Origin of the sequence: Methylacidimicrobium tartarophylax (assembly GCF_902143375.2) — a bacterium.
Classification (GTDB): domain Bacteria; phylum Verrucomicrobiota; class Verrucomicrobiia; order Methylacidiphilales; family Methylacidiphilaceae; genus Methylacidimicrobium; species Methylacidimicrobium tartarophylax.
Genome location: NZ_CABFVA020000032.1, coordinates 1 through 15,772 on the forward strand (window position 1 = coordinate 1; position 15,772 = coordinate 15,772).

Annotated in this window: 19 protein-coding genes; 11 read left to right on the forward strand and 8 right to left on the reverse strand. The window is 60.2% G+C overall.

Annotated elements, in window-relative coordinates:
* From MAMT_RS04020 to trxA, 3 genes are all read left to right on the forward strand, one after another.
* The coding region (locus MAMT_RS04020) for a pyrroline-5-carboxylate reductase family protein (protein WP_142659727.1) at positions 1 to 561 on the forward strand (561 nt) is incomplete at its 5' end.
* Between the two features lie 21 nt (positions 562 to 582).
* On the forward strand, positions 583 to 1,278 hold the full coding sequence (locus MAMT_RS04025; RefSeq protein ID WP_142659728.1) for an O-methyltransferase: 696 nt from the start codon (positions 583 to 585) through the stop codon (positions 1,276 to 1,278).
* Positions 1,279 to 1,301: 23 nt separating this feature from the next.
* Positions 1,302 to 2,111 (forward strand): thioredoxin, encoded by an 810-nt coding sequence (gene trxA / locus MAMT_RS04030; RefSeq protein ID WP_178086907.1) that lies wholly within the window; start codon positions 1,302 to 1,304, stop codon positions 2,109 to 2,111.
* A gap of 31 nt (positions 2,112 to 2,142) precedes the next feature.
* On the opposite strand, the gene MAMT_RS04035 is transcribed toward trxA, so the two are convergent.
* From MAMT_RS04035 to MAMT_RS04050, 4 genes are read right to left on the reverse strand one after another with little or no spacing between them, the layout of a single operon-like run.
* A complete protein-coding gene (locus tag MAMT_RS04035) occupies positions 2,143 to 2,667 on the reverse strand; it encodes a DUF2165 domain-containing protein (RefSeq protein WP_142659730.1) in 525 nt (174 codons plus the stop codon).
* A gap of 11 nt (positions 2,668 to 2,678) precedes the next feature.
* Positions 2,679 to 3,623, reverse strand: a complete 945-nt coding sequence (locus tag MAMT_RS04040) for a bifunctional riboflavin kinase/FAD synthetase (protein WP_142659731.1) — start codon at positions 3,621 to 3,623, stop codon at positions 2,679 to 2,681.
* Positions 3,624 to 3,660: 37 nt separating this feature from the next.
* A complete protein-coding gene (gene truB, locus MAMT_RS04045; protein WP_142659732.1) occupies positions 3,661 to 4,374 on the reverse strand; it encodes a tRNA pseudouridine(55) synthase TruB in 714 nt (237 codons plus the stop codon).
* Positions 4,375 to 4,395: 21 nt separating this feature from the next.
* Positions 4,396 to 5,370: a DHH family phosphoesterase gene (locus MAMT_RS04050; protein WP_142659733.1), complete on the reverse strand. Its 975-nt coding sequence runs from the start codon at positions 5,368 to 5,370 to the stop codon at positions 4,396 to 4,398.
* An 88-nt stretch (positions 5,371 to 5,458) separates the two neighbouring features.
* On the opposite strand from MAMT_RS04050, the gene MAMT_RS04055 reads away from it, so the two are divergent.
* The 3 genes from MAMT_RS04055 (at position 5,459) to MAMT_RS04065 (ending at position 7,073) form a co-directional block, all read left to right on the forward strand.
* Positions 5,459 to 5,647 carry a hypothetical protein gene (locus MAMT_RS04055; protein ID WP_142659734.1) on the forward strand — a complete coding sequence of 63 codons (189 nt, stop codon included), beginning with the start codon at positions 5,459 to 5,461 and terminating at the stop codon, positions 5,645 to 5,647.
* A 221-nt stretch (positions 5,648 to 5,868) separates the two neighbouring features.
* Positions 5,869 to 6,222 (forward strand): hypothetical protein, encoded by a 354-nt coding sequence (locus tag MAMT_RS04060; RefSeq protein WP_142659735.1) that lies wholly within the window; start codon positions 5,869 to 5,871, stop codon positions 6,220 to 6,222.
* A 218-nt stretch (positions 6,223 to 6,440) separates the two neighbouring features.
* Positions 6,441 to 7,073 (forward strand): hypothetical protein, encoded by a 633-nt coding sequence (locus tag MAMT_RS04065; RefSeq protein ID WP_142659736.1) that lies wholly within the window; start codon positions 6,441 to 6,443, stop codon positions 7,071 to 7,073.
* 10 nt (positions 7,074 to 7,083) lie between these two features.
* Here the strand turns inward: MAMT_RS04065 and MAMT_RS04070 are convergent, their stop codons facing one another.
* On the reverse strand, positions 7,084 to 7,773 hold the full coding sequence (locus tag MAMT_RS04070) for a hypothetical protein (protein WP_142659737.1): 690 nt from the start codon (positions 7,771 to 7,773) through the stop codon (positions 7,084 to 7,086).
* 125 nt (positions 7,774 to 7,898) lie between these two features.
* On the opposite strand from MAMT_RS04070, the gene MAMT_RS04075 reads away from it, so the two are divergent.
* The 5 genes from MAMT_RS04075 (at position 7,899) to MAMT_RS04095 (ending at position 13,726) form a co-directional block, all read left to right on the forward strand.
* Complete coding sequence (locus MAMT_RS04075; RefSeq protein ID WP_142659738.1) at positions 7,899 to 9,134, forward strand: 4-hydroxy-3-methylbut-2-enyl diphosphate reductase; 1,236 nt, start codon at positions 7,899 to 7,901, stop codon at positions 9,132 to 9,134.
* A gap of 40 nt (positions 9,135 to 9,174) precedes the next feature.
* On the forward strand, positions 9,175 to 10,596 hold the full coding sequence (locus MAMT_RS04080) for a leucyl aminopeptidase (protein WP_142659739.1): 1,422 nt from the start codon (positions 9,175 to 9,177) through the stop codon (positions 10,594 to 10,596).
* Positions 10,593 to 11,996, forward strand: coding sequence for a hypothetical protein (locus MAMT_RS04085; protein ID WP_142659740.1), 1,404 nt, complete (start codon positions 10,593 to 10,595; stop codon positions 11,994 to 11,996). The genes MAMT_RS04080 and MAMT_RS04085 overlap by 4 nt, the downstream gene beginning before the upstream one ends.
* 237 nt (positions 11,997 to 12,233) lie before the next feature.
* Positions 12,234 to 13,064 carry an ATPase gene (locus tag MAMT_RS04090; RefSeq protein ID WP_142659741.1) on the forward strand — a complete coding sequence of 277 codons (831 nt, stop codon included), beginning with the start codon at positions 12,234 to 12,236 and terminating at the stop codon, positions 13,062 to 13,064.
* A complete protein-coding gene (locus MAMT_RS04095; RefSeq protein ID WP_142659742.1) occupies positions 13,061 to 13,726 on the forward strand; it encodes a hypothetical protein in 666 nt (221 codons plus the stop codon). Before MAMT_RS04090 ends, MAMT_RS04095 begins: the two co-directional genes overlap by 4 nt.
* A gap of 63 nt (positions 13,727 to 13,789) precedes the next feature.
* Here the strand turns inward: MAMT_RS04095 and MAMT_RS04100 are convergent, their stop codons facing one another.
* From MAMT_RS04100 to MAMT_RS04110, 3 genes are all read right to left on the reverse strand, one after another.
* Positions 13,790 to 14,254 carry an RrF2 family transcriptional regulator gene (locus tag MAMT_RS04100; RefSeq protein ID WP_142659743.1) on the reverse strand — a complete coding sequence of 155 codons (465 nt, stop codon included), beginning with the start codon at positions 14,252 to 14,254 and terminating at the stop codon, positions 13,790 to 13,792.
* Positions 14,255 to 14,323: 69 nt separating this feature from the next.
* Positions 14,324 to 15,121: a hypothetical protein gene (locus tag MAMT_RS04105; RefSeq protein WP_142659744.1), complete on the reverse strand. Its 798-nt coding sequence runs from the start codon at positions 15,119 to 15,121 to the stop codon at positions 14,324 to 14,326.
* Positions 15,118 to 15,772 (reverse strand): YggS family pyridoxal phosphate-dependent enzyme (locus MAMT_RS04110; protein WP_142659745.1); only part of this gene is annotated, 655 nt, incomplete at its 5' end. The genes MAMT_RS04110 and MAMT_RS04105, both read right to left, overlap by 4 nt.

Genomic DNA, 15,772 nt, shown 5'->3' on the forward strand with positions numbered 1-15,772 from the left:
ATCCGGCCGGCGACCGCCGGCAAATGGATCGTCTCCGTGGCCGCCGGGATTTCCCTGGCCGCAATGGCAGCGGAGGTCGCGCCTTCGGCTCGGATCGTTCGTGCGATGCCGAATCTCCCGTCGATCCTTGGCCAAGGGGTCATTCCCTACTGCCTCGGTCCGGGCTGGGACGCCGATGATCGGGAGCGAGCGAAGAAGCTGCTGCAACGGTTTGGCGAGGCGGTCGAGATCGACGAAAGGTTCTTTCCCCTCCTCACGGTGCTCGTCGGTTGCGGACCCGCCTGTTTTTGTGCCTTTCTCGCTCCCTTGTTTCGTTTCGCCGCAGAGTCGGGCCTGCCTGCCGCGGAGGCCCGGCGGATGCTCTTGGCGACCTTTTCCGGAACCGCGGAGCTTCTCAAGCGGACCAGTCTCGATCCGGCCGAAGCGGTGCAGGAGAGCCGAACGCCGGGAGGGATCACCCATGCGGCCTTGACGATCCTGGAGGAGAGGGAGTGGCAGGAGACGTTGCGGAGAGCCTTGGACGCTGCTTGGAATCGAGCGAAAACCCTGGAAAAGATGTGAAAAAGGAGTGAGGGACGCGCTATGGCATTGCAGAACTATATCCGACTCGACGATGCCCTCTGCGCTTATGTGCGCAATCACCACAGCGGCGCGGGCGATCCGGTCTTTCTCGATCTTCGGGAGGAGACGATGCGGCTGGGTGCCGTTGCGGAGATGATGATTCCGGAGGAAGAGGCGGCCCTGCTTTCCATTCTGGTCGGCGCGATGCGCGCCCGGCGAACGATCGAGATTGGAACCTTCACCGGAGCGAGCGGCCTCGCGATCGCCCGAGGTTTAACCGAGGGCGGAAAGCTCCTGAGCTTCGATCGAAGTAAAGAGTGGACGCGCATTGCTCAGGCTTTTTGGCGAAGAGCCGGGGTAGACGACCGGATTGAGCTGCGTCTCGGGCCGGCTCTTCAAAGCTTGGAAGAGCTCGAGGCGGACTGGACCTTCGATTTTGCCTTCGTCGACGCCGATAAGACGGGCTACGACGCGTACTACGAGGCCCTTCTGCCGCGGATGCGACCCGGGGGACTGCTCGTATTCGACAATATGCTCCGGGAGGGGCGGGTTCTCGAGGGAGACCTGCGGCACGATCCCGATACCGAGGCCATCGTCCGCTTGAACGACAAGCTGCGCGAGGATTCCCGCATCGAAGGCGTGCTCCTCCCGATCGCCGATGGGATCTACCTCTGCCGGAAGAAGGAGGGAGTGATCCCCTTGTCGAATCATCATTGATATGACATCTTAGGCTCATGTCGATGAGGAAGCCGTCGCAGGACTTCATTCGAGACGTCTTGGAGAAGAGCCATACGGTTCCGGTCCTGGTCGATTTTTGGGCTCCCTGGTGCGGCCCCTGCCGGATCCTCGGTCCCGTGCTCGAGCGGCTTGCCGCGCGAGCCGCGGGCCGCTGGGAGCTCGTGAAGGTCAATACCGAGGAGGAGCCGGAGTTGGCGCGGCAGTACGAAATCTACAGCATTCCGGATGTTCGCCTTTTTGTCGGAGGACAATCGGTGGACGGGTTCGTGGGAGCCCTCTCTGAGGGTCAGATCGAGCAGTGGCTCCAAAAAGCGATTCCGATTCCACGCTCGGCCCGCTACAAAGAGGCGGAACGGCTATTTGCGGAAGGTAAGTGCAAGAAAGCCGCGGAACTCCTGGCCCAGGAACGAGCGGCGGGAGTCCGCGATCCCGACGCCTCTCTGCTCTACGCGCGCGCGGCCATCTGCTCCAATCCAAAGGAAGCCTTGGAAGCCCTTGGCCCGGATGCGGTCTCGCAAGATCCTCAAGTCGCGGAAGCGGTCCGCGAGTTGGGACAAGCTCTCCTCTCGCCCTCTCCATCGGAAGAAAAGGCGGACTCTCGGCTTTCTCGCGATCGGCAAGGATGGGAAGCCCTTCGGGATGGGCGGCCGGAGGCAGCCCTGGAGCTTTGGATCGGTCTTCTGGAAGAAGAGAGAAATTTCCGGGAGGGAGAGCTTGCCCGGATCTGTCGCGCCCTTTTTCAAGTGCTGGGATGGCGCCATGCCCTGACGGAACGATTCAGCCGACGCTTTTCCGCGGCAGTACATGTCTAGCGCGGGAGAAAGCGGGCGAGCGGCCCTCCGGCTAGCCGGAGGGTGAAGAATCGAGATCGCCTTCGTCTTGAGCCAAGTAGATCAGGCAGAGTGCGGTGACGGCGAACATGCGGGCGGCGACGCCGAGCAGAGGGGATAAGGACCCTCGCCAGATCTGAAACCATTCGCCCGCCGCAATCAAAAAGAAGAAGAGCCACTCCGCCAGGGCACAGGTGAGGCCGGCCACTGCCCAGGTCTTTGCGTGGGAAAACTGCCGGCGGCTTCCCGGCCAAGCGCGGACCAGCCTTATGCTGCCCAGGAAACAGAGCAGGGCCGTGCCGAGTTCCCAGGCGACCAGCCCGTCGAAAAAGAGTCGGCGGACGATGGGCGATCCTATGGCACGGAAGATCAGAGGGGAACCGGCAGGGACGGTGTCCATGGAAAGGACATGGACCAGATAGGTCCAATTTGCGGAGGGATCTGCGATGTTGTCGATCGCCGCAAGGAGGAAATAGACACCGATCAGGAACGGCAGGATCGTCTTGGAGGTTCGGAGGACTAGGAGCAAGGAGGACATCGACCGCGGGCTTACGGCCCTTTTGCAAAATGGCTACGGGCTTCTGCGATATCGGCGGCGATCTGTATGCGAAGCTCCTCAAGGCTCGTAAAGCGCCTTTCCAGCCGCAAAAAGTGCCAATGATCCACCTCCATCTCGATTCCGGCGAGCTCTCCAGCAAAGTCCAGGATGTGGATTTCAAGGAGCGGAGCGGATCCCGGTCCCAAGGTCGGACGCCGGCCGTAATTGGCTACCGCCATCCGTTCTTCGGGGATTCGCGCTCGGCAGGCGTAGACTCCTTCGGGGGGGAGGAGTTGGGTGATCCCCGTCAGGTTGGCCGTGGGAGCTCCCAGAAGATGGCCGATGCCGGCCCCGGGAGCCACCTTGCCGACAATCGCATAGCTTCGTCCGAGCCATCGCTCGGCTTCCTCGAACTTTCTCTGCCGAATCGCTTCGCGGATCCGGCTGCTGGCTATGCGACTGCCATCTTCCAGAAGCGGCGGCACGATCTGAGTCGTAAATCCTTTTCTGGAGCCGAGCTCTCGAAGCCGCTCGACGTTTCCTTTCGCGTCGTGACCGAAGCGAAAATCTTTTCCGACGACAATGGTCTGCAGGTTGGGAAAAACCCGGAGGATCTCTTGCAGGAAATCGTCCGGCGAAGACTCCCGAAGCCTCCGGTCGAAAGGAATCACGAGCACCAGTCCCGGGCCGGCCGCCGCCAGGAGACGGGCTTTTTGCGCCGGCGTCGTCAGCCGCGGGGGGGCCTCTTCGGGGCGGATCACCGAGAGAGGATGAGGTTCGAAGGTGAGTACGCCGCAGCTCCCCGCGTTGGAGGCACAAGCGAGCAGTTGACGGAGGACTTCCTGATGGCCTCGGTGAACACCGTCAAAGAAGCCGATCGCAATGTGACGAATTTCCGGATGCGGCGTTTCTTCGAAAAGCAATGAGGCCTGCACCTGTCGACTTGTCTCCGCCATGGCATCACAGTTTCCTCATCCCTCCTCTTCTGCGAAGTTACCGTCGCCGGATGCGGGAGACCTCGGGGAGAGGCAAGACGTAAGGGAGGAGTTCCTCCGCACGCTGCATCTGCTCCAACGCCGAAAAGGAGAGCGCCCCGTCCACCGTGAAATTTCCCGATTGGAGTCGGCGAAGTTCGGCGAGATGGGCCCCGCAACCGAGGGCGAGGCCGATATCATGGCAATAGGTCCTTACGTAAAAGCCCTTGCGGCAAAAAATCTCGAAGCCGAGAAGCGGCGGCTTCCATTCGAGAATCTGGTAGGAGAAGACATGGACCATGCGGGGCGGGCGTTCGACGACCTTCCCTTCCCGCGCCAGCTTGTAGAGAGGTTTCCCGTGGTGCTTGATCGCGGACACCATGGGCGGAATTTGCAGGAACTCCCCGGAAAATTTGGCGAAGACCGCCTCCAGCTGCTCGAGAGAGAGCGGCGGAACGGGGTGCTCTTCCAAAATTTGGCCGTCGGCATCCTGCGTGTCGGTGATCTGGCCCAGGCGCATCACGCCGCGATAGCGCTTGTCTTCGGCCATGAGGAGATCTTGAATGCGCGTGGCCTTGCCGAGAACGAGGACGAGCAGCCCGGTCGCCAGAGGATCGAGCGTTCCGCAATGGCCGACTTTTCGCAGCCCGAAGCGGCGGCGGAGAAAATCCACCATATCGTGGGATGTGCATCCCTTGGGCTTGTCCAAAGGGAGAACTCCGTCAATTTCCATGAAGAGAATGTTCCGATGAGCTTAGGAGGTGGAGCGTAACAGAGGAAGGATCTGCTCGAGCAGCTGCCTTTCGGCTTCCGCCACGGGCAGGGAAGCGCGAGCTCCCGAGGCGTTGCGATGGCCGCCTCCTCCAAAGTGAGCGGCAACGGGGCGTATGTCGATCAAGGGAATCGACCGGAGACTGATGCGAGTGAGCTGCGGGCCGATCTCCTCGACCATAAAGGCCACTTGAACGGTCTGCACGAGTTGAAGATAGTTCAGGAAGTTCTCGACCTCGAGCGAAGTCGTGCCCGTTTTTGCGTAGAGGTCGGCGTCAAGGCGATAAAAGGCGATTCGATTTTCCGCGGAAAATCGGGTCCGGTTCAGGATCTCGCGCAGAAGATGGAAGCGATTCAGCGAAAAGTTTCGGAAGGTACGCCAGGAAAGGATTTCCGGATCGGCCCCCGAACGGATCAAGCTCGCGGCAAGCTCCAAGGTTTCCGGACGGAGTGGCCGAAAAGAGAAGGAGTTGGTGTCGGTCAGGATCCCGACGTACAAAGCAGCTGCGGCTTCAGCACACAGAGGAAGACCGAGATCCCGAGCCGTTCGCGCGATGATTTCGGCGGTCGCGAGCGCCCGCGGATCGATCCAGTTGATCGCTGCGTAGCCCGGATTATCGGGATGGTGGTCGATATTGGCGTCCGGCCGGACTCCCCATCCCTGGAAGCGCTCTCCGAGCCGCTCTTGGGTCGAGCAGTCGACGGCGATGACTTTCGGGGAGCCGACCGGCGGTTCGACCGGAGTTTTCTCGACGGAAAGGGAGCCCGCGAGATACGCGTAGACATCGCTCGGCCCGTCTTCGTTGAAGACGCGCACCTCTTTCCCCATCTCCTTTAAAATGAAGGCTAAGCCGATCGAGCTCCCAAAGGCATCCCCGTCGGGACGGACGTGGGAAAGGATGACGAACTGGTTGTTTTCTTGAAACAACTCAGCCAACTGGCGCAGCGACTCCGACATCGGCTTTCTGTTGCACAGGGAACACCGCGAGCGCAAGCTTCTCTTGTTTTTTCGGCTGCTTTCCGGGAGACGATCAGAGAAAAGGTTTATGGGCGCATTCGGGCGTAGGGTAAGAAGGTCTCTGCTTCGCCTGTTGGACTTTTTGGTCTTTGTCGCCTTCTGTGTGGGCATGGTTCTGCTGATCCGGAATCATCTTGGCCAGAAGGAGAAGGTCGTGGTGGAGGGACGAAAAGGACCGCTCTGGGAGATTCTGCCGAACGCCGGATCCCACCGGTGACCGGAGCCGGCCGCTCCTCCCCGGAGGGAGGCGCAGGGGCTCAAGCGCCGGGCTCTCCGCAGCCTGATCCCCCCGGGAAGCGAGGGGAAGCCGCGCGTCCTGCCGAGCCCCAAAGGGGTTGGCGCCGATTACGCTTGTGAGGAAATAGGCGAATTTGTAGGCTATGGCAGATTCCGGGATGTGAATCATAGGCTGGGATTAACGCGAAAGAAGGAGGGACCATGCGGATCGGAAAAAGCATTCTGGCTGGGGCGCTGCTACTTTGCGCCGGCGTGATGGGACTTCGTGCGGAGGAAAAGCAGGAGGTTACCCTTAAGGGAGAGCTTGTCGATCTCTACTGTTACCTCGACCATGGGGCGGCGGGCGATAAGCATTCGAGCTGCGCCAGGAAATGCATCAACTTGGGATTGCCGGTAGGGCTCAAGGGGGACGACGGCAAGCTCTACATGCTCTCTGGAGAGCATAAGCCGCTAAAAGCCGCCGAGATTCCGAAGACGGAAAAGGTTACCGTCAAGGGGAAGCTGGTCAGCGCCGACGGTTATAATCTGGTCGAAGACGCCGAATTCGAGCGGTAGGGATTCGGGGCGACTGTTTCTGAGCCGTTCCACTGCGTCGGTGCTCCGTTTGTAAGAGAAAAGGCCGCAAGGAGACCGGGTAATTATTCTTTGTGAGCAAGCCTGGATGCCTGCAGGTAAGGCGCATAGCCCGGTCGGCGCGACATTCTGGTTGAGTGCTCCCGGCGGTCCAGCAGGACGTCCCCCGCACTCGTTCCGGCGCGAGTAGGAACTTGGTCGTGAACGAATTCCGGGAATTTTTGGATACGCTCAAGCAGCCGGAGTACGTACACGTCCTTCTCCATCCCATCCCCGTTTATGGGCTGGCCACGGCATTGGCTGCATATCTCGCCGGTCTGGCCTTTAAGAGCCGGGCAACGCAGGTCGTGGCTCTTGCCCTCATCGTCCTGACTTCCGCCTCGGGTTGGGTCGTGCAGCACTACGGCGAGGAGGGGACCGACCGGGTGGAGACTATGATCACGCAGAAGCAAAAAGCTTGGTTGGATGTCCACGAAGAGCGCGGCGAAAGAACGGTATGGATGCTCTACGGAACGGCTGCGATCGCGGCCGTGACCTTGGTCTCCTCCGCTCTCTTCCCCAAGGGACTGAGCTTTTTTTCTTCCGCAACCGTGCTGGCTGCAGCCGCCTCCCTTTTTTTGGGGCTCTGGACGAGCCATGCGGGAGGCCAGATTCGTCACAAGGAGTTTTATCAAGGTCCCCCGCCGGAGGCGGAAAAGAAGTCCCGCGTCCAAAAGAGTTCGCCGCCTGTGCCCGAGACGGCTGCTCCTCCGAGCGAGAATTCCGGGCCTCCGGCGGAGAGCGAGCTGCCGCAGCAGGAAGCTCCGCCGTCCGAAGAGAAACCGCCGCAATGAAACATGCCGGCTAATCAGCGGTCAGGCGACCGGAGGAGATCCGGTAGACCGAAGAGGCAGCAGTTTGGAGAAGCGGGGAGGGTTGGGCGGTGAAACAGAAGGCAATGCCTTCTTCCAGGTTGATTCTGACAAGGCGTTCCAGCAGGGCCTCTCGAGGCAAGGCGGGCAGTCCTTCCAATGGCCGCTCCAGAAGAAGAAGTCGAGGCCGCGGGGCCAGAGCGCAGCCGAGCGCGAGCCAGCGCCGCTCGACCGGGGAGAGGTTCCCGGCCTGAGTCGAAAGCTGCTCTTCTAGAGGCAGGAAGCGGAAGAGCCAGGTGGGAAGCGAGGAGCCGGGGGATCGGCGAAGATTCGCCTCCACGGATTTTGTCGTATCATAACCCTTGTGATAACCCTCTTCATCTGTGAGCAGGGAGAGCCCATGCATTCTTGCCCAGCCGGGACTGGATCGCTCGAGATCCTGACCGAGGAAGAAGACACGACCGGTCTGCGCGGGGCGATCGCCCGCGAGGGTCTCCAAGAGGGCTCGTTCCAGAATCGGTGGCGCATCTTGTGCTGCGGCGAGAATCGCCACGAGGCCCGAGGGACGAACCATCAGCTTCGGGACGCGGAGCGGAGGAAGCGGCGGGAGGGAGAGGACGAGGTTTTCCCCGCGAAGCAAGGGAAGCTCGTCCTTCTCGGGAGTGGTGGGTTCGCGAGGCATTTCCGTTATCCTCTCTCCCGTCCGATCTCCGGGCAAGGGTTCGAGGGCATGGACGGGCTGAGGGAAACGGCGCGAGAAAAACGCTTTTGACGCCGATCGGTTCCTTGCGCAAGATCATTTCCGCAATGAGCAAGACCGAAGCTCCGCTGGGAAAAGTAAATCTCCGAACCCCGGCCGTCATGAGCCTCGTTCAAGCGGAGGTGGATCAGCATTATCGAAGTCCTCTGGTCGAGTATCTTCAGGGGACGGGAGGGTGCTTGTCCGCGGGGGGGTTGACGGTACGCCTCGCGAAGGCATTCGGCTTTTGCTACGGGGTCGAGCGGGCGATCGATTTGGCCTATGCAACCACCAAGGTGTTTCAGGGTCGGCGCATCTTCCTCTTGGGAGAGATCATTCACAATCCCGAGGTGAACGACCAGTTGACGGCCTTGGGAATTCAACGCCTTCACGAGCTCGGAGGGGAATCGGATCTCGATAATCTCGATGATTCGGATGTGGTGATCGTTCCCGCTTTTGGAGCCCAGGTGAAGACGATGGCCCGCATCGCTCAGATCGGCTGCCAAATCGTCGATACCACTTGCGGAGACGTGATGACGGTATGGAAGCGGGTCCGGCAGTACCGGCGGGAGGGAGTCACCTCGATCATTCATGGAAAGGCCTGGCACGAAGAGACCAAGGCGACCGCTTCCCGCGCCGTGGGGGAGGAGGGCACGGGACACTATCTGGTCGTATACGATTTGGCCGAGACCGATCTGGTCTGCGAGTATATCCGCAAAGGAGGAAACAAGGAGAACTTCCTTCGCAAGTTTCAAGGAGCCATCTCGCCTGCTTTCGACCCCGATGTCCATCTGCAGTTTGTCGGGGTGGCGAATCAGACCACGATGATGCGTGGAGAGACCGAAGAAGTTCAGCGCCGCATCCGTCAAGCGATCGTCGATCGATATGGATCGGAAAAGCTCCTCGACCATTTTCGCTTTTTTGACACCATTTGTGGAGCGACTCAGGAGAGGCAGGACGCTCTGCGCGAGATGCTCGATCGGCGGAAGCTCGACCTCTTGATCGTGGTGGGTGGCTACAACAGCAGTAATACGAGCCACTTAGCGGAAATGGGAGAAAGTCGGCTTCCGACCTATTTCCTCAAAAATGCGGAGAAGATCATCTCTACCTCGCACATTCAGCACTGGGACTTGCACAAGGGCTGTGAGGTGCTCACCGATCGGTGGCTGCCCGACGGCAATGTGGAGATCGGGATCACGGCTGGTGCCTCCTGCCCCAACAACCTGATCGAAGAAACGATCCGGCGCCTATATGAGTTGCGCGAGGTCGATGTGGCGGCGATCCTTCCGGTCCATGCCAGCTAGGAGCGCGCTCTTCGCCGAAAAGGGAAACGAACGAAGACAAATGAATAGGGTCCAAATAGTGGAGAAGGCTCCGGAGGATGGCGATCGCGTCATCTTCGTGCGCCAGGGTGAGTTTGCCAAAGAAGGAGTGTCTCAGGAGGAGTTCGAAGGAGCCAAGTTTTCCACCCTGATTTGGCGGGAGGCGGGACGACGGATCGTCTATGTCGGACTGGGAACCGGACCCGTAACGGCCGATCTATTGCGGAAGGCCGCGGGAACCGGAACCAGGCTTCTTCGGAAACTGGGCGGGGAGGAGATCCACCTCGACTGCGTCGCCTATCCCGAATTGGCCGGTTTCGCGGTGGAAGGAGCCTTGCTCTCCGCCTACCGGTTTGAAGATTTTCGAATGCCCGATGCTCGCAAGAAATCGACCCTGCGGACGCTCACCGTGGCCGTTGGCAAGGAAGAGGGGGAGTCTCGTCTGGAGGTCGAGCGGTCGACGATCGTGGCGGAGGCGGTCAATTACGTGCGCCAGATCGGCAATCAGCCGGCGAACGTCATCACCCCTGCGACTCTGGCGGATAAGGCCCGGGAACTTGCTGCCGACTGTCATCTTCAATGCCATGTCTTCGGTCCGCAGGAGTTGGAGGAGGGCGGATTCGGCGGCATTCTCGCGGTGGGAAAGGGATCGGACAACCCTCCTCGGTTGATTGTCCTCGAGCACCGGCCGACGGAGGGCAAACCGATCGTCATCGTCGGAAAAGCGGTCACGTTCGACTCGGGTGGGATATCGATCAAGCCCGGGGAGCACATGGACGAGATGAAGTTCGATAAGATGGGCGGCTGTGCCGTCTTGGGAATTTTGCGGGCGGCGAGCCGCCTCGGCTTGCGCGTGCCGCTTGTCGGTGTCGTGGCCAGTGCCGAAAACATGCCGAGCGCTCGCGCCTATCGTCCTGGGGACGTGATCCGCAGCTACAGCGGGAAAACCATCGAGGTGCTCAACACCGATGCCGAAGGGAGAATCCTCCTGGCGGATGCTGTCGGCTATGCCGTGAAGCAGTTTGATCCGCGCCTTCTTTTCGATCTCGCGACGTTGACGGGTGCCTGCATCGTCGCCCTGGGCCGCAATCGGGCGGGCGTTTTCACTTCAGACCCGGATCTACGAGACCAGCTCTGGGGGCTCGGGGAAATGGCCGGAGAGCCGGTCTGGCCTCTCCCTCTGGGCGAAGAGTTTGAGGAAGCCATTCAAAGTGATCTGGCGTTGGTGAAGAACATTTCCGGCACCCGGGAGGGAGGAAGTTCGGTCGGAGCCGCCTTTGTCCAACATTGGGTAGGAAAGACACCATGGGCTCATCTCGACATTGCGGGGCCGGCTTGGGTCAACCGGGAGCTTCCCTACCTGGAAAAGGGGGTTACTGGATTCGGCGTGCGCTTGTTGATCCGCTATCTTCTTTCGCTGGCGGCCCAAGAGTCGAAGTCGTGAAACTTCGCGCGTCCGAGGCTGCGAGTCTTTTCCCGCTGCTTCTCCTCGCTCTGGGTTTCTCTCTCTTCGTCGCGACAGCGGCTCGGGTCCACGCCGCGACGGAGGAATGCTCCACCTGGGTCGTCGGACCGGGAAGAATCCAGAGGGCTTTCGACGCGCTCCCTCGCAGGGATGGTGGCCTCTGGCTGGTTGCGACGCCGATCGGGGAGGAGGGCCGCCGAAGGTCTCACGCTGAGCTGAGTCGATGGGCGGCGGGAGGACGTCTCCTCTGGTCGAGGACGATCGTTGATCCGGTCCCGATCGATATTCGGTTTCACCTGGTTTCCGAGCCGGCGGGGGAGCTGGTCGTTGTAGGCCAGTCCGGCGGAGCCTTCCGGATGTGGCGATTTTCCGAAGAGGGAGATCTGCTTTGGGGGCAGCAACTGGTCGCCGATCCGGTGAATCCGAACGAAGTCGTGACCGCGGATGGAAAAGGAGGACTCTACGTCTGCTTGCATCAGCCTCCCACGGGCAGAGTGCGATCCGATCGACCCGACGAGATCCTCGAAGGGGCAACCCGGATCTTTCATTACTCGGAGCAGGGGAGACTCTTGCGGAGCTACACCTTCAATGCGGTTCCCGAAGCTTCGCAACCCGGAGAACATTGGCTGCCGTCGGGTCCTCTCGGAATTCAAAATCCCGTAGGGATCGCTGCCTATCCTACCGGGGGAATTGCCGTTGTGGGCTATTTTGCCGGTCTTTCGGACCTCCAATCGGGAGTATCCCATGGGGCCTCCCTGGCACGACTCGACTACGGTTGGCTTTCGGCGGGAGGGCAAGGGATGCCGCAGGTGAAGATCTTCGTCGATCGGTGGGATGAGTCCGGACAGAGGCTCTGGACGCGTCTCCTTGGCCGGATGTGGAACACCCTCGCCTTTGCCGTGGCGACTTCATCCAAGGGGGAAGTCGCCATTGCCGGGAGCAGCGAGTGGGGAGCTTGTTCGAACGGGCGTCCGCTTCGGCCTGTCGGACTTCGGCTCTTCGTCGCTGCCTTTAGCGGCGATCGGTCCTCTCTGGGTTGGTGTCGGGAAATGGCGGAGAATCTTTCGATCGGACCGGTGGCGCTCTGCTATGGGAAGGACGGCGGGCTCTGGCTGTTGGGGGAAGCCAAGGGGCCGCTGAATTCGAGCAAGCCACTCTCTCTGGGAGGACGAGTGTTCTTGGCCAAGCTGGACTCTGCGGGCCGTCTGCAGTGGAAGCGCCAACTCGGGGACGGAACGAGCCGGCCGTTTGCTCACATAGAACGCGGTCCGCACGGCCGCCCGACTGTGGCGTGGGCGACGTCTGCACTGGGAAGCCGATACCGATCGCAAGAAGGGGAGATCGTTTCCGTCGGTCTTCTTCCCGGGGCTTTGCCGTAAGGTCTCTCCCGAAGATGTGGACGCGCGGGACAACCGGCAATGATTCCGCATCAGGAACTTCCCGCCCTTCCCGTTTTCTGACGCGCGGACCGCGGAATAAAATCCGATTGACGGCCTGCGGCGGTCGCTCCACGATCTACTATTCTCTGCCGGGAGGACCGGATTATCCTGGCGGAGGAACGGTCCTGTAACGCTTCGAGAGTTCAATCAAGTCTGGTTTGGAGAGATTTCTAACTCATGATTCAGCATCGAGTAACCATCCCGATTCAGAGCAAGGGGAATGTGGGGAAGTCGACCGATGCGATTGCCCGGCTGGGGTGGATGTCGGCCCGAGGGTTGGCCTGGCAGGCTTTCGACCTGGATTCGGACAACCGGACCCTCTCGAAGGCCGTTCCGGGGGTTCAGATGGTCGAGCTTTCCGAAGAACCGGAAACGGACCTGATTCGCCTTTTTCGCAGCGTTGGCGAAGCGCCTCTTACCTTAATCGATCCCCGTGCGCACCTTTCGCGTATTCTGATGCGCTGCCTGGAAGCGGTCCGATTTTTTCAGTACGGCGGCAAAGAGCCGGACACCCGGGTGACGATTCTCTTCTTCCCGATGGATGATCTCGCGGTGATGGACGAGATCGCAGAGGTGGTGGAGCGGGTGGGAAGTCAAGCGGACTACCTAGTGGTGCGAAACCGCGCGCGGATTCCCCGCATTCGCATGTACGAGGGTAGCGAGCTGGAGAAAGAACTGCTTTCCCTGGGTGCCTGCACGCTTGAGTTGCCTACGCTTCTGACCGACACCAAGGACGCCCTCGCGGCTCTCGAGATTGGCTTGCAGCGAGCCATTACCCCGGTGCAGGCCGTTGTCGATCCCGAAGTGAGGCTGGACCTGATTCATCGGGTGATCCTGGAAGACTGGTTGCGGCTGCTCTTTGGTCGGTACGAGCGTGCCGCCGGTTATCTTCTCGCGGACCAAGAGGCGGAAAAGATCAAGCGGACCGTCGCCCCGCCGCCCGATTCGGAGGAGAGAGGAGCGGGAGGCCGGCGGGGAGGGAAGGTGAATCTACAGAATCTCCTATGAGCAGTCTGCAGGCGGCGACCGATCGGGAAGATCCGCAGCGGTATTGGAAAGCTGCGATTGCTCATCTCCCGCCGGAAAAGCAGGGGGCCGCTTGGGACTGGTATCGTTCCCGTTCCGAGCCGGCCCAGGCTTTCGACAGCTTAAGCGGACTGCTGCTTCTTCTCGAGGCAAACGCCGCCTACTTGGAGCGGGTGCCGCGCGCGGTGCAGGAGCTTTTGGAGAACGCATCGAGAGTTTCCAACGGGAATTCCCCCAGCCGCGCCGACTTGGAGCAATTCCTCGGATATTTTCACCACTACGCAACCCAGCTGCAGGATCTATTGGCTTCGGCTCCCCAACAATGGCAGCACGGAGTTCACCAGGAGACCGCGCAGATCACTGCTCATGTTTCCCAGATTAGCGAGCAGATGCACCAGTCCGTGGTGCAGTTGACGGACCTGCTGGGCTCCGCCCCTAAACATTGGCAGGAGGGGTTGCAGCGGGAGACCAGGCAGATCAGCTCTCTGGTTGCTCAGATCACCGAGCAGAGTCGCGCCCTGCAGAAACGGCTCAATGGTCTTCGCTTGTGGGCGGTCGGCTTGCTGCTGGCGATCGGCTTCTTTGCCGGATGCTCCGCGATCCTGCTCTTACGTCTTCTTATGCCGAAATTCTTCGGCATTTGACGAGAAAGTGGGCTTCGGCGCGGGCGCAGCCGAGAAGACCAGGTCGAGGATGGGACCACTTGCTCAGATATCGAAGCTCAGCGCGCGATTGGCGGAGAGCCGCAGTTGGTCCTCGTTCTCAACGAGGTCGGAAAGAGAAGTCCGGTCGACCACTTCACAAATTTGTTGCCGCACTTTCTTCATGACGACCCGGATCGGGCATGTCTCCTCGTCGGGACAGTCGTCGCAGGCTGCATAGGCGCTCCGACTGACGCAGCGAACCGGGGCAATCGGCCCGTCCATCAGGCGAACAATCCGACCGACAAGGATCTGATCCGCCGGCTCAGCAAGCTGGTAGCCCCCACCTTTTCCTCGACGACTCTCCAGCACGCCTTTGTTTTTGAGCTCGAGCAGGATCGCTTCCAGAAACTTTTTTGGAATCCGTTCCTTCCCGGCGATCTCTCCGATCAGAACGGCACCCTTCCCTCGGGCCCTTGCTAGGTAAACCAGAGCTCGCAGGGCATATTTGCTTCTGCGGGTAAGAACCATTTCTCCTCTTAAGCGATCGGATGAATATACTAAATCGGAACTGGGGAGGGGGAGAGAAAAGGAGGCCGGCTAATGGAGAAATCCCTCAAGTTCTTCCAGGCTTTCCTCCTGATAGTCTTTGGGAGCCGTGAACAGATCTTTCGGCGGTTCGTTCCACTGTTGCGCCATCAACCGAAGCTGCCCCTTGTCGCCGTTGTTTTCCCGCCAGGATATTTCCTGCGGGATCCCGGCATCGGCGGGAAGAGAGAGCCAGATCGCCAATGCGGGCTCGGGCCAGGCTTCGCGGCCTAGGAGAAAGCGAAAAATCTGGGAGAGCGTCTTTAATTGCTGCGCCGTCGCAATAAAGAGGAGCCGGTGATCTTCCGGCGATCGGCCGGCGATAATCTCCGCTTCCTGGCCGGTTTCGGCATGTCCGATCCAGCGCGACTCCTTGCCCGGGGCCCGAACCCAGGAGTAGCGGGCAAGGTCGTAAAAGACGTTGGCGCGAGGAGAAGCCGGTGGGGTCGATGGCACGAACGGGACGAGGGTTGGATCTTCTTGGAATGGATTGGAGCGCAGGCGCCATCCGTTCTCCCTGTTGGCTTGTGCATGGGCATGGATGGTCGGCCAGTCGAACGACCAGAAATGGGCGTCCAAATGTTCTAGTCCAAGAAAGGACTGCCGCTCCACGTTATAGATGAGCGAAAAGAGGTCGGATGGCTGATCGATGCGAATATAGGGACCCCAACGGAGCAGCGAAAGCCGCTCTTCCTTCCGATCGACGTTTCCAAGAAACTCCAGGCGCAATCCATCCACGGTTTCCGCATGGATGCCGGTCAAAAAGACAGAGAGGAGAAGAGGGCAGAGGCAGCTTCGCCAAAAGCTCATCGAGCGATGGGAGTTTTTCTCGGGCCGAAGAGGGCCGTGCCGATGCGGATCATCGTGCTTCCCTCCTCGATTGCAATCGTGAAATCGTGACTCATCCCCATCGACAGGACCGGAAGCACGAAGCCCGTGTGCTTCTGAACCAGATCCCGGATTCCCCTTAATCCCGCAAAAACAGGCCGCGAGGCTTCCGGATCATCGGCATACGGAGCGATCGTGAAGAACCCGTGCAGTTCCAAACCCGGAAGGCCGTTGACTCCTCGAGCAAGTTTCTCGGCATCCTCCGGAGCGATGCCGAATTTGCTGCTTTCTCCAGAAACATTCACCTGGATCAATATCGAAATCGTTCTTCCGAGGTTCACCGCTCCACGGGAAAGAGCTTCCGCGAGATCCAACGAATCGACTGATTGCACCCAGTCGAATCGATGAGCTGCGGCATGAGCCTTATTTTTTTGCAGATGGCCGATAAAATGCCAAATCCCGCGGGATCCCAAGGCATCCTGTTTGGCGGCAGCCTCTTGAACCCGATTCTCCCCAACGTCCCGTATCCCGAGGGTGAACAGTTCGGCCACTGCTTCCGGAGGCTGGGACTTCGTTGCCGCGACGAGGCGAATACCGGCAGGCTCTCTGCCGCTCTTCGATGCGGCGGCCGCC